General features: G+C 54.6%; 23 protein-coding genes. 14 read left to right on the top strand and 9 right to left on the bottom strand.

Translation table 11 applies throughout. From position 1 onward, the window contains the following. Positions 1-79: 79 nt before the first annotated feature. Positions 80-391: a hypothetical protein gene (locus tag ACT3XD_RS03105; RefSeq protein WP_192536535.1), complete on the top strand. Its 312-nt coding sequence runs from the start codon at positions 80-82 to the stop codon at positions 389-391. Positions 392-625: 234 nt separating this feature from the next. On the opposite strand, the gene argE is transcribed toward ACT3XD_RS03105, so the two are convergent. Continuing rightward, complete coding sequence (gene argE, locus ACT3XD_RS03100) at positions 626-1,795, bottom strand: acetylornithine deacetylase (protein ID WP_192536534.1); 1,170 nt, start codon at positions 1,793-1,795, stop codon at positions 626-628. Between the two features lie 201 nt (positions 1,796-1,996). On the opposite strand from argE, the gene ugpB reads away from it, so the two are divergent. Beyond that, positions 1,997-3,325 carry a sn-glycerol-3-phosphate ABC transporter substrate-binding protein UgpB gene (gene ugpB, locus ACT3XD_RS03095; RefSeq protein WP_192536533.1) on the top strand — a complete coding sequence of 443 codons (1,329 nt, stop codon included), beginning with the start codon at positions 1,997-1,999 and terminating at the stop codon, positions 3,323-3,325. A gap of 34 nt (positions 3,326-3,359) precedes the next feature. On the opposite strand, the gene ACT3XD_RS03090 is transcribed toward ugpB, so the two are convergent. Further along, on the bottom strand, positions 3,360-3,488 hold the full coding sequence (locus ACT3XD_RS03090; RefSeq protein ID WP_263974079.1) for a hypothetical protein: 129 nt from the start codon (positions 3,486-3,488) through the stop codon (positions 3,360-3,362). Here ACT3XD_RS03090 and ugpA point away from each other — a divergent pair. From ugpA to ACT3XD_RS03070, 4 genes are all read left to right on the top strand, one after another. Continuing rightward, entirely contained in the window at positions 3,487-4,371 is an 885-nt protein-coding gene (gene ugpA / locus ACT3XD_RS03085; protein ID WP_192536532.1) for a sn-glycerol-3-phosphate ABC transporter permease UgpA, read from the top strand. The genes ACT3XD_RS03090 and ugpA overlap by 2 nt on opposite strands. Positions 4,372-4,389: 18 nt before the next feature. Continuing rightward, positions 4,390-5,238 carry a sn-glycerol-3-phosphate ABC transporter permease UgpE gene (ugpE, locus tag ACT3XD_RS03080; protein ID WP_192536531.1) on the top strand — a complete coding sequence of 283 codons (849 nt, stop codon included), beginning with the start codon at positions 4,390-4,392 and terminating at the stop codon, positions 5,236-5,238. Position 5,239: 1 nt separating this feature from the next. Then, a complete protein-coding gene (locus ACT3XD_RS03075) occupies positions 5,240-6,295 on the top strand; it encodes a sn-glycerol-3-phosphate import ATP-binding protein UgpC (RefSeq protein ID WP_192536530.1) in 1,056 nt (351 codons plus the stop codon). 73 nt (positions 6,296-6,368) lie between these two features. Continuing rightward, positions 6,369-7,172: an inositol monophosphatase family protein gene (locus ACT3XD_RS03070; protein WP_192536529.1), complete on the top strand. Its 804-nt coding sequence runs from the start codon at positions 6,369-6,371 to the stop codon at positions 7,170-7,172. A gap of 96 nt (positions 7,173-7,268) precedes the next feature. On the opposite strand, the gene ACT3XD_RS03065 is transcribed toward ACT3XD_RS03070, so the two are convergent. Continuing rightward, positions 7,269-8,915: a bifunctional metallophosphatase/5'-nucleotidase gene (locus ACT3XD_RS03065; RefSeq protein WP_192536528.1), complete on the bottom strand. Its 1,647-nt coding sequence runs from the start codon at positions 8,913-8,915 to the stop codon at positions 7,269-7,271. 173 nt (positions 8,916-9,088) lie between these two features. Then, on the bottom strand, positions 9,089-9,769 hold the full coding sequence (locus tag ACT3XD_RS03060) for an SDR family oxidoreductase (RefSeq protein WP_192536527.1): 681 nt from the start codon (positions 9,767-9,769) through the stop codon (positions 9,089-9,091). A gap of 257 nt (positions 9,770-10,026) precedes the next feature. On the opposite strand from ACT3XD_RS03060, the gene fdhF reads away from it, so the two are divergent. The 3 genes from fdhF (at position 10,027) to ACT3XD_RS03045 (ending at position 14,699) form a co-directional block, all read left to right on the top strand. After that, positions 10,027-12,993: a formate dehydrogenase subunit alpha gene (fdhF, locus tag ACT3XD_RS03055; protein ID WP_192536526.1), complete on the top strand. Its 2,967-nt coding sequence runs from the start codon at positions 10,027-10,029 to the stop codon at positions 12,991-12,993. Further along, positions 12,993-13,526 (top strand): DUF1641 domain-containing protein, encoded by a 534-nt coding sequence (locus tag ACT3XD_RS03050; RefSeq protein WP_192536525.1) that lies wholly within the window; start codon positions 12,993-12,995, stop codon positions 13,524-13,526. Before fdhF ends, ACT3XD_RS03050 begins: the two co-directional genes overlap by 1 nt. Before the next feature lie 93 nt (positions 13,527-13,619). Next, complete coding sequence (locus ACT3XD_RS03045) at positions 13,620-14,699, top strand: aldo/keto reductase (RefSeq protein ID WP_192536524.1); 1,080 nt, start codon at positions 13,620-13,622, stop codon at positions 14,697-14,699. 138 nt (positions 14,700-14,837) lie between these two features. Here ACT3XD_RS03045 and ACT3XD_RS03040 read toward each other — a convergent pair whose 3' ends face one another. After that, entirely contained in the window at positions 14,838-15,839 is a 1,002-nt protein-coding gene (locus tag ACT3XD_RS03040; RefSeq protein ID WP_192536523.1) for a porin, read from the bottom strand. Positions 15,840-16,163: 324 nt separating this feature from the next. On the opposite strand from ACT3XD_RS03040, the gene ACT3XD_RS03035 reads away from it, so the two are divergent. The 3 genes from ACT3XD_RS03035 (at position 16,164) to ACT3XD_RS03025 (ending at position 19,385) form a co-directional block, all read left to right on the top strand. Next, the gene (locus tag ACT3XD_RS03035) at positions 16,164-17,327 is read left to right on the top strand and encodes a glycosyltransferase family 4 protein (RefSeq protein WP_192536522.1); all 1,164 of its coding nucleotides are present in this window, start codon (positions 16,164-16,166) and stop codon (positions 17,325-17,327) included. Continuing rightward, positions 17,290-17,829 carry a phosphatase PAP2 family protein gene (locus tag ACT3XD_RS03030; protein WP_192536521.1) on the top strand — a complete coding sequence of 180 codons (540 nt, stop codon included), beginning with the start codon at positions 17,290-17,292 and terminating at the stop codon, positions 17,827-17,829. Before ACT3XD_RS03035 ends, ACT3XD_RS03030 begins: the two co-directional genes overlap by 38 nt. 110 nt (positions 17,830-17,939) lie before the next feature. Then, positions 17,940-19,385 carry a sodium/glutamate symporter gene (locus ACT3XD_RS03025; RefSeq protein ID WP_192536520.1) on the top strand — a complete coding sequence of 482 codons (1,446 nt, stop codon included), beginning with the start codon at positions 17,940-17,942 and terminating at the stop codon, positions 19,383-19,385. A gap of 142 nt (positions 19,386-19,527) precedes the next feature. Here the strand turns inward: ACT3XD_RS03025 and ACT3XD_RS03020 are convergent, their stop codons facing one another. Further along, on the bottom strand, positions 19,528-19,659 hold the full coding sequence (locus ACT3XD_RS03020; protein WP_018917685.1) for a hypothetical protein: 132 nt from the start codon (positions 19,657-19,659) through the stop codon (positions 19,528-19,530). Between the two features lie 628 nt (positions 19,660-20,287). Here ACT3XD_RS03020 and ACT3XD_RS03015 point away from each other — a divergent pair. Further along, positions 20,288-20,422 (top strand): entericidin A/B family lipoprotein, encoded by a 135-nt coding sequence (locus tag ACT3XD_RS03015; protein ID WP_018917687.1) that lies wholly within the window; start codon positions 20,288-20,290, stop codon positions 20,420-20,422. A gap of 5 nt (positions 20,423-20,427) precedes the next feature. Beyond that, positions 20,428-20,973: a YqiA/YcfP family alpha/beta fold hydrolase gene (locus ACT3XD_RS03010; RefSeq protein ID WP_018917688.1), complete on the top strand. Its 546-nt coding sequence runs from the start codon at positions 20,428-20,430 to the stop codon at positions 20,971-20,973. Positions 20,974-21,004: 31 nt separating this feature from the next. On the opposite strand, the gene ntrC is transcribed toward ACT3XD_RS03010, so the two are convergent. The 3 genes from ntrC to glnA all read right to left on the bottom strand — a co-directional run bounded on the left by ntrC (position 21,005) and on the right by glnA (position 25,167). Next, a complete protein-coding gene (gene ntrC / locus ACT3XD_RS03005) occupies positions 21,005-22,432 on the bottom strand; it encodes a nitrogen regulation protein NR(I) (RefSeq protein ID WP_018917689.1) in 1,428 nt (475 codons plus the stop codon). Further along, complete coding sequence (gene glnL / locus ACT3XD_RS03000; RefSeq protein ID WP_192536519.1) at positions 22,429-23,487, bottom strand: nitrogen regulation protein NR(II); 1,059 nt, start codon at positions 23,485-23,487, stop codon at positions 22,429-22,431. Before glnL ends, ntrC begins: the two co-directional genes overlap by 4 nt. Positions 23,488-23,760: 273 nt before the next feature. Beyond that, positions 23,761-25,167 carry a glutamate--ammonia ligase gene (gene glnA / locus ACT3XD_RS02995; RefSeq protein ID WP_018917691.1) on the bottom strand — a complete coding sequence of 469 codons (1,407 nt, stop codon included), beginning with the start codon at positions 25,165-25,167 and terminating at the stop codon, positions 23,761-23,763. Between the last annotated feature and the right edge of the window lie 386 nt (positions 25,168-25,553).

The following is a 25,553-nucleotide window of genomic DNA, read 5'->3' as shown; positions in this document are numbered from 1 at the left end:
GTGGCTGAGCAAGATTTTTTTGACTTACGGAGTACGAAACACGACCCCAATAATCTTTCCAAATGCAGCGGAGGTTCTCATGAAGGTTTATAAACCGGAATGGCAGTGCACGTTTAGCGTAAACGAAAGCGCAGAAGAATCAGCTAACTGGAAAGAGCGAGTCGCCTGGCGGCTTCGTGCAATGGCCGACCGTTTAGACGGTGTCGGCCGTACGTTTAAGGTTAATTGCAATGTGACCCCTCAGGTAAGCCGTGAGGAGGTAGATACCTGCCTTGGTAAAGGGTTTGAAGTCACCCAGCAGCTCTTGACTCAATTGGCGCACCAGCAGGCCTGCGAAGACGTCATGCGCGATGCTAAAGCCGACCTGTTTGAAGAGCACTCCTCGCGCTAGCTCCTTGCATATATACAGAAGATTTAAAAACACTCGCCCAGGCGAGTGTTTTTGTGACGGCACTCAACTCAATCCCCCTTCCTGGCAGTAGTGCCGAGCAGCCCTACGCGAGGGCGCTGTGAATACATCCCTGTACGCTACTTTCGCCATCCTTGGCGAAAGACCCTCGCTACGGGCTACCCGACACCGCATCGTCTTATCTACCCCCACTCTTTACTCCTCACTCCTAACTCTTCACTCCTCGAACGGCACTTCCAGGGCACGCCCCATCCGGCTCATAAAGTCCGTGCACGCCTCAAGCTCGCTTTTTTCGATGTACTCATCAGGCTGATGCGCCTGGGCGATGCTGCCCGGTCCCAGAATAATGGTTTGTAATCCCTGGCCTTGAAACTGCCCCGCTTCGGTGGCGTAGGCTACTGCGTGGTTGCAGCAGGCATCGGGCAGGTGGTCTTTGGCCAAGCGCAACACTGCGTGATTATCTCGGTCGGCCAGCCCCGGCACTGTCACATTCAGTGGTTCGGTCACAATTTCCACTTGCTTGCCACGTGCCTTTAGCTCGGCACTTAACGTGTCGGCATACGTCTCAAAACGAGCGAACACCTCTTCGAACGTCTCGGTGGGTAGATGACGAATCTCCCACTCAAACTGACACTCCCGCGCCATAATGTTGATCGCGGTGCCGCCCTTGATCCTGCCAACGTGCAAACTGGTGTGGGGTACGTTGAACGCTTCATCGACACACCCTTCATCCACCAGGACTGTCATGGTGTCTTCAATAAAGGTGACCAGGCGTGCCGCCACATGAATCGCCGATGTGCCCTGATTGACCTGACTACTATGCGCCTCGCGCCCGATGACCGTCGTGCGCAGGTTAGTTGCCCCTTTTTGGGCGACCACCGGCTGCATGCTGGTCGGCTCACCGACAATCACATGCGCCGTGGTGGAGTAGCGCTCATAGAAGCGCTTGATCAACGCAGGCGCCCCCACACAGCCAATCTCCTCGTCGTAGGAAAAGCCAAAATAGATAGGCTGCTGCAAAGGCGCTTTCACCCACGTGGGCACCATGGCGAGTGCACAGGCAATAAATCCCTTCATATCGCAGGTGCCACGCCCGTAAAGCTTACCGTCCTGGCCGTCATGCAAGCCAAAAGGATCGGTCGACCAGGGCTGGCCTTCCACCGGCACCACGTCGGTATGGCCGGAAAGCATCACCCCACCTGGCGCGTCGGGGCCTACGCGGGCGATCAGGTTCGCCTTGGTACCGCAGGGGCTCATTACCCGCTCAGAGGCGATGCCATACTCTTCAAGATAGCCTTCGACAAACTCGATCAGCGCCAGGTTGGAGCCCCGGGAGGTGGTATCGAAGGAGACCAGTTTGGTCAATAGCGCTATTGCGTCACTCATATGATTCTCGCTGGTTATACACTTCGTCTAACCCTATCACCGGCTTCCTCGTGCGCCTACTGCCAAAGTTGAACGTGGTCATACCCAGTTAACTTAGCAGTCATCAAAATGTCATCTACACTGACTACTGTTCAGTGCATCCAAAAACCTTAACAAACGCACTGTGCCACCTGGCTTATGTCAGGCTCAAAAGGAGCTCTTATGTCTCGTTTTATGTTACGCGCGTTATCTGCCGGTATCGCCGCGGCTACTCTGAGTGTTTCTGCCCACGCCGCTACCGAGATCACCTGGTGGCACTCCATGGGCGGCGAGCTGGGCGAGCGCTTGAGCGTGCTTGCTGAAGACTTCAATGCCACCCAGGATGAGTATCGTGTCACGCCTTCCTACCGGGGCGAGTACGAACAAACCATGGTTAACACCATTGCCGCCTTCCGCGCAGGCGAGCAGCCTCACATCGTACAAATTTACGAAGTAGGCACCGGCACCATGATGGCCGCCCAAGGCGCCATCTATCCCGTTTATGAGCTGATGGAAGAGCACGGCAACACCTTTGACCCGAACGACTACCTGCCCGTGGTGACCGGTTACTACACCGATACCAACGGCAACATGCTCTCCATGCCGTTCAACTCGTCCACGCCGATTCTTTACTACAACAAAGCCATTTTTGAAGCGGCTGGCCTAGACCCTGAGTCACCGCCTACTACGTGGGCCGAGATGGGCGAGATGGGCCAACAGATTGTCGATGAAGGCGCGGCCTCCTGCGGCTTCACCATGGCCTACGCGGCCAACTGGGTGGGCCTCGAGAACTTCTCAGCACTGCACAATCAGTCCATCGGCACCCAGGAAAACGGCTTCGGTGGTCTGGATACCGAGTTTGCCTTTAACGGCGACGTACAGGCACGCTTCTGGGATCAGTTGAAAGAGTGGTCTGATAGCGGCGTCTACAGCTACGCAGGCCCAGCCAACGGCCCGGATGCGGCACCTTCGTTCTATGCAAGCGACTGCGCGATGTATATGAACTCGTCGGCGTCACGCGCCGACGTGCTGGCTAACTCCGACTTCGACGTAGGCTTTGGCATGCTGCCCTACTACGACGACGTAGACGGCGCACCGCAAAACTCGATCATCGGCGGCGCGACTCTGTGGGTGCTTTCAGGCCACGAAGACGACGAGTACACCGGCGTTGCCGAGTTCCTCGAGTACCTGTCGCTTCCCGAAGTGCAGGCCGAGTGGCACCAAGGCACCGGCTACCTGCCGATTACCACCGCCGCTTATGAGCTGAGCCAGGAGCAGGGTTACTACGATGAGAACCCAGGCGCGGATATCGCCATCGAGCAGATCAACTTAAACGAGCCGACGGAAAATTCCAAAGGCCTGCGTTTTGGCAACTATCCGCAAGTGCGCATGGTTCTGGATGAAGAGTTCCAGGCCGTACTGGCTGGCGATAAGAGCGGCCAGCAAGCCTTGGATGACGCGGTAAGCCGCGGCAACCAAATCCTGCGCGACTTTGAAGCTGCCAATAACTAAGCCCTTCTCGTGACTTGTAAAAAAACCCCGGCTTTTATAGCCGGGGTTTGTTATAGGAGCCATCCCATACGCCCAACTCACCGGGGCCTATGGGATGGCTTACTTCCTGGCAGCCGACCACTGCGGCCAGCCGCACCAACGCCCGTACGACAGGATGTGCCATGCAGACCAAACGTTCCACCTATCAAAATCGGTGGCTCCCTTTCTTACTGTTAGCACCACAGCTGGCGATTACGCTGGTGTTTTTTATCTGGCCGGCAAGCCAGGCGGTTAAATCCAGCTTCGAGCGTACGGATGCGTTCGGCTTTAAAACAACGTTTGTCGGCATGGAGAACTATGCACGCATTCTGGCCGACCCCAGCTACCTGAATGCGCTGGGGCGCACCGCGATTTTTTCCATCTCGGTAACCGTGCTTTCCATGAGCCTTGCGCTTTTACTCGCCGTTTGCGTTAACCGTGTGCTGCGTAGCGCCAAGTTCTACACCACGCTTTTGGTATGGCCCTACGCGGTTGCTCCAGTGGTAGCGGGCGTGCTGTGGTGGTTTTTGTTCAACCCCACCATCGGCCTTCTGCCGCATCTGCTCGACTGGTTCGGTATCAACTGGAATCACCGCGTTTCGGGCACCCAGGCAATGATTTTGATCACCATTGCCGCCGCCTGGAAGCAGATATCCTATAACTTCCTGTTTTTCCTGGCAGGGCTGCAATCTGTGCCGCAGTCGCTCATGGAGGCAGCGGCTATTGATGGCGCGGGCCCCTTCAAGCGCTTCTGGACCATCGTGCTCCCGCTGCTATCGCCCACCACCTTCTTTTTGCTGATCATCAACATCAACTACGTGATGTTCGATACCTTCGGGGTGATTGATGCCACCACCGCAGGCGGGCCAGGCCAAGCCACCATGACGCTGGTCTACAAGGTCTACACCGACGGTGTCGCGGGGCTGAATATTGGCTCCTCATCCGCCCAGTCAGTCATGCTGATGGGCATCGTGATTATCCTGACGTTTATCCAGTTCCGGTACGTGGAACGCCGGGTCAACTACTAGTGCGTTAAGGAAATAAACATGGTTGAAAGAAGACCTTTTCTTAATATTCTCACCCATCTGGTGCTGATTGCCGGCGTCTTGGTCGTGGCATTTCCGGTATACGTGGCCTTTATCGCCTCGACCCACGAATCCAGCGCCTTCGTGCGCGGCGTGCTGCCGCTGCTTCCCGGCGATAACATGTTTGCATCCTACCGGCAGATGCTCAGCTCCGGCTGGCAGGTGGGCGGCACGCCGCCGGTCTGGCTGATGCTGGGTAATTCGCTGATCATGGCGCTGACGATTGCGATCGGCAAGATCGCCATTTCGATTATCTCCGCCTTTGCGATTGTCTATTTCCGCTTCCCGTTTCGCATGCTGGCGTTCTGGATCATCTTCATCACCCTGATGCTGCCGGTCGAAGTTCGTATCATCCCCACCTACGCGGTCGTTGCCAACCTGGGCATGCTGAACTCCTATGCGGGCTTAACGCTTCCACTGATTGCCTCCGCCACCGCGACCTTCCTGTTCCGCCAATTCTTCATGACCGTGCCGGAAGAGTTGATGGAAGCCAGCCGGGTGGATGGCGCCGGGCCGATGAAGTTCTTCAAGGACATATTGCTGCCGATATCGATCACTAATATCGCCGCGCTGTTCGTGATCATGTTTATTTACGGCTGGGTGCAATACCTGTGGCCACTGCTGGTCACCACCGACGAAGACTTCTACACCATCGTGCTGGGTATCAAGCGCCTGATGGCCTCGTCTGACCGAGTTCCCGCCTGGAATCTCATCATGGCGACCGTCACGCTTGCCATGCTGCCGCCGGTATTAGTAGTGCTGTTTATGCAAAAACTGTTCGTGAAAGGCCTGACCGAGACGGAGAAATAAGATGGCTAGCATTACCTTGGAAGGGCTTAGAAAAACCTACTCAGGCGACGTCCATGCCGTTAAAGGCATCGACCTTGCGATTGAAGACGGCGAGTTCGTGGTGCTTGTAGGCCCTTCGGGCTGCGGTAAATCCACGCTGTTACGCATGGTGGCCGGGCTTGAAACGATTACCGACGGTACGCTCAAGATTGGCGATCGCGTGGTCAACAATCTTGAACCCGCCGAGCGCGATATCGCCATGGTGTTTCAGAACTACGCGCTCTACCCGCACATGACGGTGTACAACAACCTCGCGTATGGGCTGAAAAACCGCGGCTTTAAAAAACCCGAGATCGAAGAGCGGGTGCGTAAAGCGGCCAAGATGCTCGAAATCGAAGAATATCTGGAGCGCAAGCCACGCAAGCTCTCCGGCGGCCAGCGCCAGCGCGTCGCCATGGGTCGGGCGTTGGTACGTGAGCCTGCGGCCTTTTTGTTCGACGAACCGCTCTCCAACCTGGATGCTAAACTGCGCGTGCAAATGCGCGTGGAGATAAAACAGCTTCAGCGGCGCTTGAAGACCACCAGCCTCTACGTAACCCACGACCAGTTAGAAGCGATGACGCTGGGTGACCGCTTGGTAGTGCTTAGCGCTGGCAAAATCGAGCAGGTCGGCACGCCCATGGAAATCTATGCGCACCCTGCGTCAATGTTCGTGGCAGGCTTTATCGGTTCGCCTGCAATGAACATGGTGCCGCTTGAATACCTGCAAACGCGCGGCACCAATGACCTGTTAAACGATCTTCCCGCTGAGACCGACACGGTCGGCATTCGCCCGGACGATATGCGCCTTTCGCCACCCGATACACCGCACCTGGTGGTCGACTCCACGCTTGAACTGTTTGAAGCCGCCGGCGCCGAAAGCCATCTTTACGTGCGGCTCGCCGACAGCGACCAGCCCACCGTGATTCGGGTAAGCGGCCAGCCCCCGGTCAAGGAGGGCGAAACGCTACGCTTCTATGTCACCCGCGAAGCGCTTCACCCGTTTAACAGCGCAACCGGCCTGCGCACGGGGGATTAGATGGCGACTATCAGGGCGGCTTGTTAAGCAATTACGACCGGGGTTGTTAACTTATCTCTAAAAGGCTATCTGTATGCATGAGGACACACACTTATTAGCGGATACCGTTAAGAAAGCTGCCAGGGAAGCTGGCGCGCTGCTGGCCAAAGGCTACTCAGGGATTGATCGAGTTACTTTCGAGCGTAAAGGCGCCTCGGATTTTGTAACTCACTATGATCAGTCAGCGGAGCGGTTAATTATTGACTACATACGCCAGCATTTCCCTGCGGTTGGCTTTTTGGGGGAAGAGAGTGGCGCCTCACCCGCTCACAATAGCAATGTGACCGTCATTATTGATCCGCTGGATGGCACCAACAATTTTCTCCATGGCGTGCCGTTTTTCTCCGTCTCTATTGCGGTAGAGCAAAACAACGAACTGATCATGGGGGCGGTTTACCACCCGTTGCTGGATGAACTTATCTGGGCTGAAAAAGGCCAAGGCGCCTATTTAAATGACTACCGTTTAATATGCCCAAGCGCCTGTCCACTGACAGAAATGCTGGTGGCAACCTGCCTACCCTATCATGGGAAAGGCGATTGCGACCTCAGCATACGCCAGCAGGCTGCCATCATGCCGCACGTATCGGGCATCCGAAGTCCGGGCTCTGCCGCTTTGGAAATTGCTTACGTCGCGTTAGGCCGCTTTGATGCCTTCTGGTCGCAAGGCGCTAAACTTGAATGGTGGGATGTGGCCGCTGGCATTCTGATAGCACAGGAAGTTGGCTTGATGGTGACCGACATACAGGGTCAGGCTGCGCCGTCCTGTTTAGAAAATAGCCTGCTAATTGCACCGTCCCAAAGCCACCAACAGCTTCATTCCCTGCTCGACAAAGCGTAAGCCTTTCCGCTCTTTTCTGGCCAGGTTTCTGTCATAAGTAAAAGGGCCGCCAATATCTGATGTTTGACGGCTCCTTTTCATCCCTACCTTTTACTTTTAATGATGAAGCGACCGGTCAACAATCCTGCCTTCAACCTGATAATCCACGTCACCTAACGAAACCATATGGTCACGTAGCATTTCCCAATCGGTATTACCGACGATGGTGCTGCGCCCATTTTCATAGGCGGCCTCTAGTGCCGTATGGCTGTCGCCACCGGCTGCAGTAAAGTGATTGGTGGCAATGGTGTAGGTACTTTCAGGGTCTACCGACTGCAAGGTGCCGTTCTGCGTCACCTTCAGGCTCACAACGCGCTCACCGACGGGCTGGCGGCTGTCATATACCAGCTCGGTACCTTCGGACACTTGCAGAAAACCGCCGCTTTCATCAGGGGTGTTTGCCAGCCCGATCTCGAACGTTTCCAGAAGCTCCGCGCCCGTCACGCTCACCAGCGCCAAGCGATTGCCAAACGGCTGCACGGCAACCAGCTCACCCACACTCACATCACCCTGGGCGATGGGCTCACGAATACCGCCACTATTTTGAATGGCCAGCACGGTCTCCGGGTTCACTCGGCGGGCGGCAGCAAGCTGACCATCGGCGATCAGATTGCCAAGCGCCGTTTCATTGGCGCGCACGCTTTGTTCATCGCCATTGCCGTGGCGCGGGTTGGGAAGCTGCGTATTCAGGTGGGCGCCCACTTGGGTATCGCGCACTGCTTCAATTCGTGCGGTGTAAGGCTCAAGCATCTCAAGCGCTTGGGCATCGGGCTCGAAATCATCGGTGGTCAGCAGTTCGCCACTAGCATCCTGCACCACGCCTTCGCCATCAAAGGTGACCTGCATGACACCCAGGTACTTGCCGTACTCGTTCGCCTGGCCAATAACGGTGGGCGCTTTAGGCTCGCCCAAATCGTTTTCATCCACCGTAATGGGCGACTCCAAGCGCGTATGGCTGTGCCCACCGATGATCACGTCCACCCCTTCCACATGCTGGGCAAGCAACAGGTCGTTGCCCAGGCTCGGGTCGCTGTCAAAGCCCAGATGAGTAAGCGCGACGATCTTGTTAACGCCTTGGGCTTCAAACGCTTCCACCATCGCCTCGGCCGCCGCTCGGTAATCGCCAAGGGTGACGTTACCGGGGCTGGAGACGGTCTCGCTGCCTTGCGTGCTTAGTCCGAAAATACCGATTCGCTCGCCACCTTGCTCTACCACAATGCCGTCGTATAGGTGGCCAGGCTTAAGCTTATGTTCGGGCTCGGCGCTGATCGAATCACCGAGTAGATCGGCAAACTCGGGTGAGGTAGAGAAGTCGAGGTTCGCGCCTAGAATGGGGAAATCAGCGGCGGTGAATAAAGCCGCCAATGCTTGATGGCCCTCTTCCGGGTCGCCCAGGTCGAACTCATGGTTACCCGGCACGAATGCGTCATAGCCCATCAGGTTCATGAACTCGACGGCGTCCTGACCTTGGTATTCGGTGAAATAGAGCGTACCCGAAAAGATATCTCCCGCGTCCAGCAACAGGCCGTCACCGAAGCGCTCACGAGCTTCAGCCAGGGCGGTGATCAGTTGAGGGTAGCTGTCGGTACGCCCGTGCAGGTCGTTGGTGTGAAAAATGGTCAGCGTATAGGGCGCGGCATACGCCGTGGCGCTAAACAGCCCAGTCGCTATCCCTAGCGCAATACCGTGAGAAATAAAACGCATCAGCATGGTTCCTTTTATAAAGTGTTGTAGCAGAACGATAGCGTGCCCTAGACGCCTGACAAATGGATGACGGCGTTATCGCACACCACTGTAGCGCACTCATCTTACTTAGCGGTATGCGATGGCAAAATAGCCTACTTCCGCCTGTTGATAGAAAAACGTCTTACTCAACACTACCACGGCAGTAATTCCCCATTGCGGTGCCAAAAGCTGCCGCTATTTTCCTGCGTCAGCGTTTTGATACAGGCAGCAATGCCTGTGGCGGCTTCCTGAGGGCTGATCATCCCGCCGAAGTTAACCATGCGTGTTTTTACATAGCCTGGGTGTATTTGCGCCACGGCAATACCGCGTGGCTTAAGGTCCATAGCCAGGGATTTTCCAAACGCGTTTAGCGCCGCCTTGGATGCGCGGTAACCGTAGCGCCCACCGGAGTCGTTATCGGCAATCGATCCCATACGGCTGGTGATGTTGGCAATCTTACTGCCGTCCTGCATCAACGGTAGCAACGCTTCACATACCCGTAGGGGCGCATAGGCATTGATTTCCATCTGCTCACGGATGCTGTCGAAATCCAGCTGGTCTAACGATTCATCGCGCAAGAGGCCGGCGTTGTTGATCAATAAATCCAACCGTTGGCCATCAAGCGCCCGTGCCAAACGCTCAACATCCTCTGGCTTGGTGACATCGATGCCTTCAATAACGCGGTCAGCCACGCGCTCAAGCTCGTCTGATGATTGGCGGCAAACGCCGATCACCTGCCAATCTTCATCTCTGTAGTGGGCTGCCAGTGCCAGCCCGACGCCTCGGTTGGCGCCGGTAATCAGTACGGTGGGTGGTTGCAGTGTGTCTTCCACGTTGTGTTCTCCAAGCGCTGTTGGGGTAAATGCTGTTGGGATAAATGCTGTAGAGAAAAATAAAAGCCGCTGTCTATAAACGTAGCGTGCTGGCTTTGAAAGAGAAGCGCAAAACCCGTGCTTAACTTAGGTTTAAAACCAGAAACTGAGCTTGTACAAGCTCAAGGCGCTTAACTACCTTTGAAGCAAGACGTTAAAACCCGCGAAGAGGAGGCAGCGTCAGGATAAAAACAAGGGGCCCATGGAGGAGTACCCACATGAACCGACCGTGCACGATTACGTTTGATGATAAAAAATTAACCGGCAACGCCGATGAGCCACTGATCGATTTTCTTGAAAACCATGGCATCTCCTTGCCCAATGTTTGCTACCACCCTTCTCTAGGCGCTATTGAAACGTGCGATACCTGCTGGGTCGAGGTTAACGGTGAAATGCAACGTGGCTGCGCGCTGCGTACCGAAGAAGGCCTTAATATTTCAAGCCGCAGCGCCCAAGCCACGGCCGCCCGTCATGAAGGCATGGACCGCCTGCTGGCCAAACATGAGCTTTACTGTACCGTGTGCGAAAATAACAATGGCGACTGCCGGGTGCATAACGCCTTGGTCGAGATGGATATTCCCATCCAGCGCTATGAATTCCAGCCCAAGCCCTATCCAAAAGATACCTCCAGCCCGTTTTATACCTACGACCCGGACCAGTGCATTCTGTGTGGCCAGTGTGTCGAGGCGTGCCAGAACGTCGAGGTCAACGAAACACTAAGCATTGATTACGCTAGTGAAAATCCGCGCGTACTGTGGGATGGCGGTAAAGAGATCAACGACTCAAGCTGCGTTCACTGTGGCCACTGCGTCACGGTCTGCCCGTGTAATGCGCTGCAGGAAAACACCATGTATGGGCAGACAGGCCCGCTTACCGCCCTGCCCTGGTCGCTTAAGCGACCGATGATCGACGTCGTCAAAGAGGTCGAAAATACCACCAGCGCCAAACCCATCACCGGTATTTCAGAGCTTGACGCCACTTGGCGCCAGCCGGGCATCAAACGCACTAAAACGGTATGCACCTACTGCGGTGTTGGCTGCTCATTTGAGATGTGGACCCGTGATCGCAAGATTCTCAAGGTTCAGCCCACCCCAGACGCCCCGGCTAACGGTATTTCCACCTGCATCAAGGGCAAATTTGCCTGGGACTTCGTTAACAGTGAAAAACGCCTCACGACGCCGCTGATTCGGGAAAACGGTCAGTTTCGTGAAGCCAGCTGGGACGAAGCGCTGGACCTGGTGGCGCGCCGGTTGTTAAACGTGCGCGATATCCACGGCCCACAGAGCGTTGGCTTTATCGGTTCCAGTAAAGCCAGTAACGAAGAGGCTTACCTGACGCAGAAGATTGCCCGGCCGATCATTGGCACCAATAGCGTGGATAACTCATCGCGCTACTGCCAGAACCCGGCCACCAAAGGGCTTTTCCGCACCGTGGGCTATAGTGGCGATGCCGGCACCATCAAGGATATCGAACAGGCGGAAGTGGTCGTGCTGGTAGGCAGCAACACTGCCGAAAACCATCCGGTGATTGCCTCGCGCATCAAGTCTTCGCAGAAGCTGCACGGCCAAAAGCTGGTAGTGTTCGACCCACGCAAACACGAAATGGCCGAGCGGGCGAATCTGTTTATGCGCCCCAATGCCAGTACCGATTTAATCTGGGCCTCGGCACTGTCGCGCTATATGTTCGATAACGACTTGGCCGACCATGAATTTCTTGAGCGCTGGGTCAATAACGTCGATGAATACCGTGAATCGCTGGCGCCGTTTACGCTTGATTTCGCCGAGCAGAAAACCGGCATTCCCAAGCAGCAGCTGATTGAGGCCGCGGAATTAATCGGCAGGGCAAAAAGTGTCTGCTTGCTATGGGCGATGGGTATCACTCAGCATAGCCACGGCTCGGATACCAGCACCGCGCTTTCCAACCTGCTGCTGGTCACGGGTAACTACGGCAAACCAGGTACCGGTGGCTACCCCATGCGCGGTCATAACAACGTGCAGGGGGCTAGCGACTTTGGCTGCCTGCGCAATATGTACCCAGGCTATGAAAAGGTTACCGACGAAGACGTGCGCAAGCGCTGGGCCAAAGGCTGGGGCGTCAAGCCTGAGCAGCTCTCGCTGGAAGAGGGCTGGGGCAACTTCCTGATGGTTCAAGCCGCAGCTGACGACAAGCTCAAGGCCATGTATATCATTGGCGAGGAAACGGCCTTCTCCGATTCCAATACGCATAACGTCCACTCCGCGTTTGAAAGCCTCGACTTTATGGTGGTGCAGGATATGTTCTTGAGCCGTACCGCCGAGTTTGCTGACGTGGTGCTGCCCGCCTGCCCCAGCGTCGAGAAAGAGGGCACGTTTGTGAATACCGAGCGACGCATTCAGCGCTTTTATCAGGTGCTCGAACCGCTGGGCGACAGCCTCCCCGACTGGCGTATCTTGACAGACCTTGCCGCGCGCATGGGTCACGACTGGGGCTATAACCACCCCTCCGAGATCATGGCAGAGTGCGCGTCGATATCACCGCTGTTCGCCGGGGTCAGCTACGAGCGCCTGGAAGGCTGGAAGTCGTTGCTCTGGCCGGTTGCCGAAGACGGCACCGACACGCCGCTGCTGTATACCGATGGTTTTCCCACCGAGGATGGCAAGGCCAGTCTGTTTGTTCTTGAGTGGCAAGAGCCGCTTGAGGCCGCCGATGAAGAATATGATCTCATGCTGGATAACGGCCGCTTGCTGGAGCACTTCCAAGGCTCTAACCAGACCGGGCGCTCACAGGGCATCTGGGATCAGGTACCGCGTAGTTTTGTCGAGGTTAGCCCTGAGCTCGCGGCCGAGCGCAATATTCAAGACGGTACTTGGGTGCGTCTCACCTCACGGCGGGATAGCCGTGAATTTCCTGCCTTGGTTACCGACCGCGTCGCGGGTAAAACGCTCTATCTGCCGATTCACTTTGGCAAACCTGGGGTTAACGCATTAACCGGCGAGCACACCGACCCGATTGTCCACACACCCGCCTACAAGGAAACGGCCGTCAAGCTTGAGGTGCTGGATAAACGCACCGAGCCGCCGCTGCCCAGCACCAACTACCGCTTTGGAAAGCGCACTCCCAACGAAGGCGTTGCCGTCGAGGTGAAATGGGCCAACGAGGACTATACGTTGCCACCTGCCCAGCAAACCAATCCGAGGAAAATGTAATGGCCGAACGAATTTCCTACGACGTACCTCCACCTAAAATCGGCCCCGATGCCCAGGAAGAGCTCGACAGGCTTGTGCAAACGCTGCATGAACATGGTCTGCTCCGGTTTGCCAATGATGTGGTTGCTTCCAATCATGAGCTGATGCGTATTGTGGTAGACGGCTTAAATAAACCAGGCTCGCTTAATGCCATTCAAAATCTTTCCGTCATCGCCATGACGCTTTCGGCGCTTCCACCGGAGCGTTTTTATCAGGTAATGTTTGCGCTCAAAGAGGGAGTTGAACAGGTTGGCAACCACCGCCATGATAAAGCAGAGCGCGATTCCCAGCAGGATAAGAGCAAACACACGCGTCAGGACAAAGAGGACAGCGCTCCCGGCATGACCGGCCTTTATCGCATGCTTAACGATGACGAGCTGTGGTATGCCATCAAACCGATTCTGGCGGGGCTGCGGGCTTTTTCCGAGCGGCTCGACCGGCCCGTAGACAAACCGGTAACGGATTTCACCGGCAAGCCTACCGAAGGGCCTTAAACACATTTTGACATAAGCGAATGAGTTTCTAGGCTTACAGAGGCATGTAGCGAACGTCGCTCTACTCTTTCGATGAACAAGGAAGCTATCGAGATGAAATATCGCCCGCTAGGCAATTCAGGCTTATTGGTATCCGAAATCGTGTTGGGAACCGTCCCCTTTGGCGGTAGCGGAGGCTTTGAAAAAGCGGCAAGCGTCGATGTCAAAGGTGCCCAGCGCCAGGTTGATCTTGCCTACGACGCTGGGGTCAACTTAATCGATACTGCTGACCTTTACTCAATGGGAGAAGCGGAGGAGATCGTAGGTAAAGCGCTGGGCGACAAGCGCGATGAGATAATCCTGGCCTCTAAAGCGCGCAGCCCAATGGGCGACAACCCCAACCACAGCGGCTTCTCTCGATATCATTTGATTCGCGCCTGCGAGGCCAGTTTAAAGCGTCTGAACACGGATCATATCGACCTTTACCAGATCCATAACTGGGATGGCGTTACTCCCGTTGAAGAGATGCTGTACGCGCTGGATCACTTGGTGCAAAGCGGCAAAATCCGCTACTACGGCACCTCCAACTTTACCGGCTGGCAGATGATGAAGACCATCGGCAAGGCCGAACTGCATAATTTGGTCAAACCCATTAGCCAGCAGATTTACTACACGCCGGAATCTCGCGAGGCCGAGTATGAGCTGATGCCGCTGGCCATCGATCAAAATATTGGCACGCTGGTATGGGCGCCGCTGGGAGAAGGCCTGTTCAATGGCAAGGTGCGCCGTGGTCAGAAAGCGCCTGAAGGCACTCGCCAAGGCAACGGTTGGCCCGAGCCCTATGTGCATAACATGGAACGCGCCTACGATATTATCGAGCTGCTGGCGGAGATTGGTGACACGCATAATGCCTCTATTCCGCGCACTTGCCTTGCCTGGCTGAAAGACCGCCCCGGCGTGACCTCGCTGATTGTCGGCGCGCGTAACGAAGACCATCTGAAGGATGATCTGGCCGCCGCCGAGCTAACCCTAAGCCAGGAAGAGATTGATCGCCTAGAAGCCGCTACACGCCCGGCCCCGCTTTATCCTTACTGGCACCGTGTTGTGGCTGGCATGGACCGCATCGACAAGGCCGAACAGCCGTTTATCGATAATTACCGCAAAACCATCGATAAACGGGACGACGAGCGCTAAACGCAAACTACCGACGGAGATGCTCCGCCGGTAGTGGTTCGTTACTACGTTAAAAACATGCTAAAAAGTCGGTATGGAATTACCCATACCGACTAAAGATCGAAGTAAACATAAACCGCTAAAGAACCGCTGCGCTACTTAGAAGTGATAGCGGGCTCCCAATGCGTAATACAGGTCATCTTCGTAGTTGTTAACGGCATCTAGATTCGCGTCGTTAAGCTCAAGGAACATATCGAAATTTTTGCTCAGATTATACATAGAGCCTAGCGCCCAGGCATTACGGTCGCTGCTGGCACCGTCGACTTCGATGTTGTAGTAATCGGCAAAGAATTTCCACGAATCAATGATAGCCGTGGCACCTACGCCAATTTTATCAAAACCGCCGCCGTAAACATCGTTATCATCACGCGTTTCATAGCCGACACGCGCAGAGAGTGAATCATTAATAACGAAAGCTGCTGTCGCACCGAAACGCGTTTCACCGTTACCACCGCCACGAACGGTATCTTCAACATAACCTAACGCTAAACGAGCCGGGCCGGTTTCATAAACCACGCCACCCTGTGTCGCAATAACACTACCTTCACTACTTTGCTCAGCGTCTGTTAAGCCACGCTCAGAGAAGTGTTTAGCAGAAATAACGGCTTGGAAACCATTCATCTTGGGCGTTTTATAGCCGACTGAATCGCCACGCGCTTGTACACCACCACCCGCGAACTCATAGCCGCGCTCAACATAAACGTCGAAGGGAGTCATGACGTAGTTGTCGTAGAAACTGTTGTAGTTACCCGCCATAAAGGTACCGAACTGCTGGCTTTCTAACCCCAGGTAGCTATTACGCACCTCATCAAAGCCAGGACGGCTGCGCTCATCACTAGTAAAACGCCACTCTACGCGAGCAAACGCGCGCAGATCAGTCGTGATCTGATGGCCAGCGGTAATACGCAGGCGTGAACCAAAGTTGCGGAATTCTTCGCCGTTATCTACACCGTTTTTAGCACCACCTCCCTCAAAACCCATTGAGATACGGCCATAGATATCAAGCGAAGTGCCGTCTTGGTCATACACCATAGCGGCTTGTGCTGCTGAGGCGCCTAATAAACCGCAAACCGCTAACGCCAGTGTCGTTTTCTTAAACATGTTCGATCCCGTTGAAGTAGTCGTATATTTTTTTAATAAAATGGCTTTAAAAAAGTGGAGGTCGTTTAACGCCTCAACGCAGCAGATAGTAGAGGTCGTATATTTCATTTATTTTAAAGTTTTAATATTTTCTAGTAACTTATGATTGAAATTTAATATTTAACAAAAGCAACTTCAAAGAGTAACAATCGCGTGTTAAGCCGATATATTAAAAATTATTAACGATAATCTCCCAAAGTGTCATCGCTTAGTCACTACCTTGACTTGGCAGTGTCACTGTCCCCGACCACACTAAGTTAAAATGTGATTAAGGGATGATCGCTTATGCGGCTTTGTATCGTTAGCGAAACATGGTCACCGGAAATTAACGGTGTTGCGCATACCTTGAGCCGCTTGCATCAAGAGCTCAGCAGACAAGGAGTTTGCGTTGATGTCATTCGCCCAAAACCGCGCGTCGAGGGAAAGGCGCCAGACGTGCAGCATGAACTCCAGGTTAACCGCTTGGCCGTACCGGGTTACACAGAGGTACAAGTCGGCTTAACGCGGCCTTCCACGCTGAGCCGCTTTTGGCGCCAACACCGTCCTGACGTTATTTATCTGGCGACCCAAGGCCCGCTAGGCTGGGCTGCACGCCATGCTGCACTCCAATTAAACATTCCGCTGGTGGCAGGCTGGCACACCAATTTTGATCACTACTGCCATGATTATGGCGTGCCCTGGCTAGCATCAGCGACGCGTCGCTATCTGCGTTATTTTCACAATGGCTGCGAACTCACCCTGGTACCCACTCAGCTACAGGCCGAAACCTTAAGCCAACAGGGCATTCGCAACGTTCACGTGATGTCACGAGGGATTGAAGGGGAGCGTTTCTCGCCGACGTATCGCGATACTGGCCTGCGCCAACAGTGGGGAGTGAGCGCTCACCAACCTGTTGCGCTCTACGTGGGCCGCCTGGCCTTAGAAAAAAATCTCACGCTGCTTCAAGAAACCTTGCAAGCAATGCGCGAGGTGCGCCCCGATATGGCCCAGGTAATTGTGGGCGATGGGCCGGCGCGCGCCCAACTTGAAAAAGCCCTTCCTGAGGCACATTTCACCGGGTTTGTGGAAAAACATGAGCTGGCTCGCCATTACGCCAGCGCTGATCTGTTTGTCTTTCCTTCACTGTCAGAGACCTGGGGCAATGTGGTCGCCGAGGCCATGGCCAGTGGCCTTGCCGTGGTGGCTTACCGGCACGCGGCAAGCGCTGAACTGATTCAAAACGGCCACAACGGTATTACCGTCACGCCAGACGACAGTGAGGCGTTCCGGCAAGCGGCAGTCGAACTTTGCCAACATCCCGCCGATTACGCGCGCATAGGCCGTGTCGCGCGTCTTCGCGCACTTGAGCAAAGCTGGTCGGGCATCGCGGATCAGTTTATGCAGTATCTCAACCAAGCCCAAGAGGCCCATCATGCGTCCACGCCCGCTTGTCGAATTCGCTCGTCTTGACCTGATTGAATGGCAACTTTGCCAGCGCATTACACGACTCAATTTGTTTCGTCCCTGGCGCATAGCTTTACAGGCAGCAAGCCGCTTGGGCGACTGGCCGATATGGGTACTGCTAATCGCCGCGCAGCCATGGCTGCAGCCTAATGGCACCTGGCGGATAATGCAGTACACCAGCATCGCACTGGCGGCGATGCTGGTGTATCGGCTGATTAAAACACGCCTATGCCGCGAGCGGCCCTTTATTACCTATCTGGGCGGCGTGCATTGCGGCGAACCGGCACGCGACCGTTACAGCTTCCCCAGTGGCCATACTATGCATGCCGTCTTGTTCTGTGTACTGGTCGCTGCCCATACGCCCTGGCTTTTACCTCTGGTGCTACCGCTGGCCTTGTTAATTGCGATATCACGCGTCGGGCTTGGGCTGCATTACATCAGCGATGTAATCGCTGGCGGCGCCATTGGCTATGGTTTTGCTTTTCTGAGCCTTTATTGGATGGGCTAAAGTAAACTTTTCGCCATTTTGACGGTTAGACACTAAATTAATACCAACTCTGTCATTTAAAGCGGTCTTGCGAAGGCTTTGGCCTTACGCATTCATTAGGGAGTGATGTAATGACCATGACGGTTGGTGAGCTTTTTGTAGCGCTGGTTATCATTACGCTAGCGCTAATAGCAAGTAAAGCGCTTCGACTTAAGCTAGCGTGGCTACGTAAACTGTTTCTACCCAGCTCGGTGATTGCTGGGCTGATACTTCTATTGATGGGGCCTGATGTAATCGGCCGCCTTATGCCTACCTTCTTTGAAGAGAGCCCTGGCCTGTTTCCCGCCTATGTGCAAGAGAGCTGGGCGGCCTTGCCGGGTCTGTTGATTAACGTGGTGTTTGCCGCTCTATTTATCGGTAAGGCTATTCCTGGCCTGCGCACTATTTGGCTGCGTGCCGGGCCTCAGGTCGTGGTAGGCCAAACCATGGCCTGGGGGCAATATGTAGTGGGCCTTACTCTGGCGCTTTTGGTACTCACACCGCTATTTAACATGAACCCAATGGTTGGGGCGCTCATTGAGATTGGCTTTGAAGGCGGCCATGGTACGGCAGCCGGCATGGCGGATACGTTCGCCGACCTGGGCTTTGAAGAAGGTGCGGACCTGGCACTGGGGCTCGCGACCGTCGGGATCGTTGCCGGTGTGCTTATCGGCACCCTGATGATCAATATCGCCGCACGCCGGGGCCTTATCACCCCAAGCAAAGAAAATGATGAGCCTGATGATTTGATTCGTGAAGACGAACGTCCTTCGGCACAAGAGTTTAGCGAGTTTAAAAAAGACCTTACCCTTGAAGCAGGCACCACCGACCCGCTTAGCCTGCATATCGGCTTAGTGGGCATCGCTATTTTAATTGGCTGGCTGCTGCTGTCGGGCCTGCAGTGGATCGAGCAGGTTACCTGGGCACGTAATGATGGCCTTGAGATATTAGCCCACGTGCCGCTGTTTCCGATTGCGATGATCGGCGGGGTAATCGTTCAATTAGTGGTCACGCGCTTTGGTCTGGAGCATCACGTCTCCACCCGTACGATGGCACGCATCGCGGGTACGGCGCTCGACTTCACCATCGTGGCGGCACTGGCCACGCTGTCACTTACCACCCTGGGTGAATACTTTCTGCCGTTTTTGCTGCTGTCGGTGGCAGGTATCGCCTGGGGATTATTCGTGCTGATTGTGATTGTCCCCCGCGTTATTCCCGAAAACTGGTTTGAGCGGGGCGTGGGCGATTTTGGCCAATCCATGGGGGTAACGGTAACCGGCTTACTACTTATGAGAATGGCCGACCCCAGCAACAAATCCGGTGCGCTTGAAAGCTTTGGCTACAAGCAGCTTATGTTTGAGCCAATTGTAGGGGGCGGGTTATTTACCGCAGCAGCCCTGCCCTTGATTGCTGAGTTTGGTCCGCTGGCCATACTGATATTTACCGCCATATTAACCATTGGCTGGCTGCTGTTCGGACTGCTGTATTTTGGCCGCATGGTGCCTGAAAGAGGTCGTGGGCGCTGGCAGAAAAAGTAGTGGCTATCAGCTTCCAGCCCCTACCTTGGTCACTCTCCAACGCTTTATAGAGCGCGATAAAAAAACCATGCCCGCTTTCGCGAGCATGGTTTTTGGTTAGATCTACTCTTAGCGCGGTAGCACGATTAATCGATCATTCCGCTCAGATATCGGGGGGCATATCTTCGCGGTCTTCCGTTACCACCATAAATGAGGTTTTAAACATCATGTACAAGCCGATAGCCGAAAACCCCAAGAACAGCACGAACATGCATAACATCAGTACCATCGCCATAACGCTTGTCCCTGAAAATACGCGGCTGTTGCGTTTTCTAACCGCTTAGATTTAGTATGACGAAAGGATAGACTAAATCGGTGTATTCATCTGTACAGAGACTATGCAAATTATAATTAACAATCAATAATGTTATAAGAATCAGCAAGTTGCAAAAAGTACCCAACGCAAAAAAACCACCTCGCTTACGCGAAATGGTCATTTTGCATCTCCACCGTCCTTGGCTTCGACGATTAACGTATCCGTACGTTAATACAATTGAGCGGAATGAGCGTCCTTTTAACTCCCATGTTCTTCTACTTGGCTCCTGCCTTCCCTAATTTCCTATCATCCCGCTCACACTGTTACTACTTAGGTATTGCAGGTAGCGGGCCAACATGCCGCATAAAATAAAAATCAATTAATAAACAACACTTTAATATAAAAAACATCAATGCCTGGAGGAGCCTTAAAATGTTTTTAACATGTATAAAAAAGACACATGAGACATATGCACACGTACCATTCTCGCCATAGTGGTTAAATCAGTGGCACGACGAACAAACACGGCTTATTTTACGTATTGTTGTAATGAACTGCTTCTGCCCGGCCGCTTTGCCGGGCTTGCCTACCTGAAGGGAACGACACTATGAAACGCATCATGGCGATTGGTCTTCTAATGACCACCCTGGTTCTGATTATTAGCGGTTGTAATACGATTCGTGGCGCCGGTGAAGACATTGAGCAGGGCGGCCAAGCCATTCAAAGTTCAGCGAGCAGCTAATCATTATGATGACCGTCTACCTTTCTCATGGCTTGGAAAGCGGGCCCGGCGCCTTAAAGATCCAGGCGTTAAAAGGCATTGCTGAAAAGTTCGATGACTGTGAGCCGGTCGTCATGGATTACCGCGGAATGGCAGAACCGCCCCAGCGTTTAAATCACTTGCTGGCCACAATGGCAAAACGCAACGCCACACCCGGCAGCTGCGTGCTAGCAGGCTCAAGCTTAGGGGGCTGGCTAAGCGCCGCGGTTAGCGCCCAGCAGCCTTTGCTGGGCTGCTTTTTACTCGCCCCCGCACTGGGCTTGCCAGACTACCCTGAAACCTCACCGACCATTCAGGCCCGCCTTACGCATATCATCCATGGCTGGCAGGATGACGTAGTGCTGCCAGGCCCCGTGATTGAGCGCGCCCGGTTGCAGCGCCTTTCACTGCGCATGGTCGATGATGATCATCGCCTGCATGCAAGCCTGGATACCATCTTAAGTGATTTCGAACGCTTCCTGGCTGACTGCCAAGCGCTTGACCAGCAGGCCATTCAAGCGAGCGTGTCTTAAGCAAGCATCTCTTACGCGAGCAAGCGCTTATTTATTCGTCCGCAAGCGCGGGCAGCAGCGTTTTTAATTTGCGCGTTAACGTATTACGTCCCCAGCCCAGCAGCTCGGCGGCCTCGCCTTTGCGCCCGCCGGTATGCTTTAACGCGGTTTCAATTAAAATGCGCTCGAAGTCAGGTACCGCTTCTTCCAGTAGATGCGTATGCCCTTCAGCCAGCGCGTGGTCGGCCCACTCCCGAAATGCCGAGCGCCAGTCGCCATGCACACTGCTTTCCATGGAATTAGTCGTGCGCAGCTCGGGCGGCAAATCCTCCACTAAAATTTCACGTCCTGAGGCCATCACCGTTAGCCAGCGGCAAATATTTTCCAACTGGCGCACGTTACCCGGCCATGACAGACGCGTTAAGTGCGCCTCGGCGTCAGCCGTCAGCACTTTGATATCGGTGGCGAGCTCTTTGGCGGCTTCGGCCAGAAAGTGGCGCGTTAGCCTGGGAATATCTTCACGGCGTTCGGCCAAGCGTGGCAGATGAATACGAATCACGTTTAAGCGGTGAAAAAGATCCTCACGAAAGCGCCCGTCATCCACCAGCGACTCAAGGTTTTGGTGCGTGGCCGCGATAATACGCACATCAACCCTAACCGGCGTATGGCCGCCCACCCGGTAAAATTCCCCGTCAGCCAGCACACGCAGCAAACGGGTCTGGGTTTCCGCGGGCATATCACCGATTTCATCCAGAAACAGCGTGCCGCCATTCGCTTGCTCAAACCGACCCTGGCGCTGCGCCGCCGCCCCGGTAAAAGCGCCCTTCTCATGACCAAACAGTTCGGACTCGATAAGATCCCGAGGAATCGCCGCCATGTTCAGCGCAATAAACGGCTTGCCAGCCCGGGGGCTATGCTGGTGAAGCGCCTGAGCAACACGCTCTTTACCCGTGCCCGACTCGCCATTGATCAGTACCGTAATATGCGAATGCGAGAGCCGTCCGATGGCGCGAAACACCTCCTGCATGGCAGGCGCCTCGCCGATAATTTCTGCATTCAGGCCTTCAGGCACGCTAATCGGGCGCTGCCGTTCGCGGGCATGGGCTACCGCCCGGCGCACCAGCGCCAGCGCCTCGTCGACATCAAACGGCTTGGGCAAGTATTCAAAGGCGCCGCCCTGGTAGGAAGCCACGGCGCTATCCAGATCCGAGTGGGCCGTCATCACAATCACGGGCAGGTCCGGATGCGCTTCGCGAATTCGGGCCATTAAATCCAACCCATCAATGCCCGGCATACGAATATCGGTTACCAGTACATCCGGCGGGTCTTCCAGCAGCCTGGCAAGCGCCGTGTCGGCCCGCTCGATGCATTCCACGTCAAGGTCTGGCTGCGCCAACGCGCGCTCAAGCACCCAGCGGATAGCGCGGTCATCATCCACAACGACCACCCGTGCAACATCGTTACGTGTCGCCTCAGTCATGACGCTTCTCCGGTGCAGTTAATAACCATTGGAATCAGTAAACGAAATTCAGTGTGACCGGGTCGTGAGTCGCACTCGATCAGTCCTTGATGCTGGTGCAAGATCGACTGGGCAATGGAAAGCCCCAGCCCGCTGCCTTCGGCGCGCCCTGAAACCATGGGATAGAAAAGCGTTTCTTTAAGCTCTTCGGGAATGCCGGGGCCGTTATCAATCACACCGACTTCGCTTACCAGGCGGTGGCGTTCGGCACCCAGGGTAAACTGGCGCCGGGCACGGGTGCGCAGCATCAATTCCGGCATCGGGGTTTGTGCATCGCTCATTGCCTGAACGGCGTTGCGGGCCACATTAAGTACGGCTTGAATCATTTGTGATTCATCGCCGGAAAGATCCGGCAGGCTGGGGTCGTAATCGCGGCTGATAGTGACATCAGGGTGTTCGGCAATCAGCAGCGAGCGCACCCGTTCCAGCACTTTATGAATATTCACCGGCTTATGTTTAACGATGCGGTTAGGGCCGAGCATTGAATCCACCAGATCGCGCAGGCGGTCGACCTCTTCGACAATGATATGGGTAAATTCCCGCAGTGCCGGTTCGGCTAAATCACGCTCTAACAGCTGGGCGGCACCGCGAATTCCGCCCAATGGATTTTTAACCTCATGAGCCAAGCCGCGGGCCAGCACTTTGATAGTCTCCTGACGCGTGGTTAGGGCTTCCTCGCGGGAAATCTGCATCAGCCGGTCGCGGGGCTCTATTTCTAATAGCAGCTCATCATCCGATAAAGGCGTAACGGTATAGTCCACCGTTAACGACTCGCCGTTGAGCGGGGTAATACGCGCCTCGCGCTGGGTGTAGGGGTGAAAGGCATCCCGCGCTTTGGCCAACACCTGATCGATACTTTCATCGCCGCCGAGCAGGGTACCCAAACTAACTCCCTGTACTCGACTAAAACTTACCGCCAGCAAAGCCTCGGCGGCCGGGTTCATCCAGCGTACGTGGAGCTCACCATCCAGCAGTAGCACCGCCATGGAGAGATGTTCTAGTAAACGCTGATACATGGAGTTTCCTGAGGCATCGCGGTTGAAATCGTTCATATTGAAGAGAAACTGCAAAAAGCGCGCCAAGTTGTTCCACTAGCGACACAATGCACGGCTTGTGGGCGTTACACACCGCTGAGGCGAGCGTTTATAGCGCAGCTGGCCGCTCACCACGGATGCTTAATGCACTATTTTAGTGCATTAAGCACAATTAGAAAGCATGCCAATCACCGGATCAGTGCAATAAAAAACCCCGCCGAGGCGGGGTTTTAGGGCTAACACGTTAAAACGCCATTAGCAGCTGTAGTACATATCAAACTCAATGGGGTGCGTCGCCATGCGGATACGCTCCACTTCTTCCATCTTGAGTTCGATGTAAGCATCGATCATATCGTCGGTGAACACGCCACCTTCGGTCAGGAACGCACGGTCAGCGTCGAGTGCTTCCAGCGCCTGATCCAGGCTGTTAGCAACGGTCGGTACTAACTTGCCTTCTTCCGGCGGTAAGTCGTACAAGTTCTTGTCCATGGCATCGCCAGGATGGATCTTGTTCTTGATACCGTCGATACCGGCCATCAGCAAGGCTGCGAACGACAGGTAAGGGTTGGCAGTCGGGTCAGGGAAGCGGGTCTCGACACGCTTGCCTTTCGGGCTTGCCGTGTAAGGAATACGGATAGACGCACTGCGGTTACGAGCGCTGTAGGCCAGCATTACCGGCGCTTCGAAACCCGGTACCAAGCGCTTGTACGAGTTGGTAGACGCGTTGGTGAAGGCGTTCAGGGCACGGGCGTGCTTGATCACACCGCCAATGTAGTAAAGCGCCATTTCAGACAGGCCCGCGTACTCGTCACCGGCAAACTGGTTCTGGCCATCTTTCCAGAATGACTGGTGGATGTGCATGCCTGAACCATTGTCACCCACCAGCGGCTTGGGCATGAAGGTCGCGGTTTTGCCGTAAGCGTGGGCCACGTTGTGGATCACGTACTTCATTTCCTGAACTTCGTCGGCCTTCTTCACCAAGGTGTTGAATTTAACGCCAATTTCGTTCTGACCCGCATTCGCCACTTCGTGGTGGTGCACTTCAACAGTCTGGCCAATCGCTTCCAGCGTATTACACATAGCGCCACGGATATCGTGGAAGCTATCGACCGGCGGAACCGGGAAGTAGCCGCCTTTTAGGCGAGGACGGTGGCCCAGGTTACCGCCTTCAACACGGCTATCAGTTGCCCAGGCGCCCTCTTCGGACGAGATTTTGTACATGGAGCCCTGAATATCAGACTTCCAGTGTACTTCGTCAAAAATGAAGAACTCAGGCTCCGGGCCGAAGAAAGCGGTATCGCCCAGGCCGGTAGATTCCAGGTACGCTTCAGCACGTTTGGCGATGGAGCGCGGGTCACGATCGTAGCCCTGCATGGTGGCAGGCTCGATGATATCGCAACGCAAAATCAGGGTAGCGTCTTCGGTGAAGGGGTCGAGGAATGCAGTACCGTCTTCCGGACGCAGAATCATGTCGGATTCGTTGATGCCTTTCCAGCCCTCGATAGAAGAACCATCGAACATCTGGCCATTCTCAAAGAACTCTTCGTTTACATCGCGGGCAGGCACGGTGACGTGCTGCTCTTTACCGCGAGTATCGGTGAAACGCAGGTCCACCCACTTAACATCATGTTCTTCGATTAGCGCGAGAGTCTTGGCTGACATTGTGTCCTCCGGTATGAGCGTGGCTTAAAGCGTAAAAACAGTAAGCTATCGATAAAAGTGTTGTTAGACAAACTTAAGTCATTCGACAAACCGTAACCTAAAGGGCGCGTTTGTCATTTTTGTTCGCTCAGCGTTTGCCTGTTTATAAGTCACAAATCGTTCAGAGATCTTTTTAAATCGGCTATCGTTGTAGCACGTCGAAAGGCATCTGCCTATGACCCGCTAGCCGCTGACCAATACAATGCAGAGAGCGTGCCAACTTTGCACCAACATGGTCTACATTAAAAATAAGTCATTGTTTAGCAATCAATAAAAGTTAACCCGCCATGCTTCTCCATGTAGCATAGCGTCTAACTGTTAAGGTTTTACTACCCCCTGAACGTTGT

It is taken from the genome of Halomonas sp. AOP7-B1-5 (assembly GCF_052353045.1).
Taxonomy (GTDB): Bacteria; Pseudomonadota; Gammaproteobacteria; order Pseudomonadales; family Halomonadaceae; genus Vreelandella; species Vreelandella colorata.
This window is presented reverse-complemented; position numbering and strand designations above follow the sequence as displayed.

What these genes read in the sequence shown, in the direction of transcription:
- ACT3XD_RS03105 (WP_192536535.1), top strand. Translation starts at nt 80, where the DNA reads ATGAAGGTTTATAAACCGGAATGGCAGTGCACGTTTAGCGTAAACGAA.
- argE (WP_192536534.1), bottom strand. Translation starts at nt 1,795, where the DNA reads ATGAGTGACGCAATAGCGCTATTGACCAAACTGGTCTCCTTCGATACC.
- ugpB (WP_192536533.1), top strand. Translation starts at nt 1,997, where the DNA reads ATGTCTCGTTTTATGTTACGCGCGTTATCTGCCGGTATCGCCGCGGCT.
- ugpA (WP_192536532.1), top strand. Translation starts at nt 3,487, where the DNA reads ATGCAGACCAAACGTTCCACCTATCAAAATCGGTGGCTCCCTTTCTTA.
- ACT3XD_RS03090 (WP_263974079.1), bottom strand. Translation starts at nt 3,488, where the DNA reads ATGGCACATCCTGTCGTACGGGCGTTGGTGCGGCTGGCCGCAGTGGTC.
- ugpE (WP_192536531.1), top strand. Translation starts at nt 4,390, where the DNA reads ATGGTTGAAAGAAGACCTTTTCTTAATATTCTCACCCATCTGGTGCTG.
- ACT3XD_RS03075 (WP_192536530.1), top strand. Translation starts at nt 5,240, where the DNA reads ATGGCTAGCATTACCTTGGAAGGGCTTAGAAAAACCTACTCAGGCGAC.
- ACT3XD_RS03070 (WP_192536529.1), top strand. Translation starts at nt 6,369, where the DNA reads ATGCATGAGGACACACACTTATTAGCGGATACCGTTAAGAAAGCTGCC.
- ACT3XD_RS03065 (WP_192536528.1), bottom strand. Translation starts at nt 8,915, where the DNA reads ATGCGTTTTATTTCTCACGGTATTGCGCTAGGGATAGCGACTGGGCTG.
- fdhF (WP_192536526.1), top strand. Translation starts at nt 10,027, where the DNA reads ATGAACCGACCGTGCACGATTACGTTTGATGATAAAAAATTAACCGGC.
- ACT3XD_RS03050 (WP_192536525.1), top strand. Translation starts at nt 12,993, where the DNA reads ATGGCCGAACGAATTTCCTACGACGTACCTCCACCTAAAATCGGCCCC.
- ACT3XD_RS03045 (WP_192536524.1), top strand. Translation starts at nt 13,620, where the DNA reads ATGAAATATCGCCCGCTAGGCAATTCAGGCTTATTGGTATCCGAAATC.
- ACT3XD_RS03040 (WP_192536523.1), bottom strand. Translation starts at nt 15,839, where the DNA reads ATGTTTAAGAAAACGACACTGGCGTTAGCGGTTTGCGGTTTATTAGGC.
- ACT3XD_RS03035 (WP_192536522.1), top strand. Translation starts at nt 16,164, where the DNA reads ATGCGGCTTTGTATCGTTAGCGAAACATGGTCACCGGAAATTAACGGT.
- ACT3XD_RS03030 (WP_192536521.1), top strand. Translation starts at nt 17,290, where the DNA reads ATGCGTCCACGCCCGCTTGTCGAATTCGCTCGTCTTGACCTGATTGAA.
- ACT3XD_RS03025 (WP_192536520.1), top strand. Translation starts at nt 17,940, where the DNA reads ATGACCATGACGGTTGGTGAGCTTTTTGTAGCGCTGGTTATCATTACG.
- ACT3XD_RS03020 (WP_018917685.1), bottom strand. Translation starts at nt 19,659, where the DNA reads ATGGCGATGGTACTGATGTTATGCATGTTCGTGCTGTTCTTGGGGTTT.
- ACT3XD_RS03015 (WP_018917687.1), top strand. Translation starts at nt 20,288, where the DNA reads ATGAAACGCATCATGGCGATTGGTCTTCTAATGACCACCCTGGTTCTG.
- ACT3XD_RS03010 (WP_018917688.1), top strand. Translation starts at nt 20,428, where the DNA reads ATGATGACCGTCTACCTTTCTCATGGCTTGGAAAGCGGGCCCGGCGCC.
- ntrC (WP_018917689.1), bottom strand. Translation starts at nt 22,432, where the DNA reads ATGACTGAGGCGACACGTAACGATGTTGCACGGGTGGTCGTTGTGGAT.
- glnL (WP_192536519.1), bottom strand. Translation starts at nt 23,487, where the DNA reads ATGTATCAGCGTTTACTAGAACATCTCTCCATGGCGGTGCTACTGCTG.
- glnA (WP_018917691.1), bottom strand. Translation starts at nt 25,167, where the DNA reads ATGTCAGCCAAGACTCTCGCGCTAATCGAAGAACATGATGTTAAGTGG.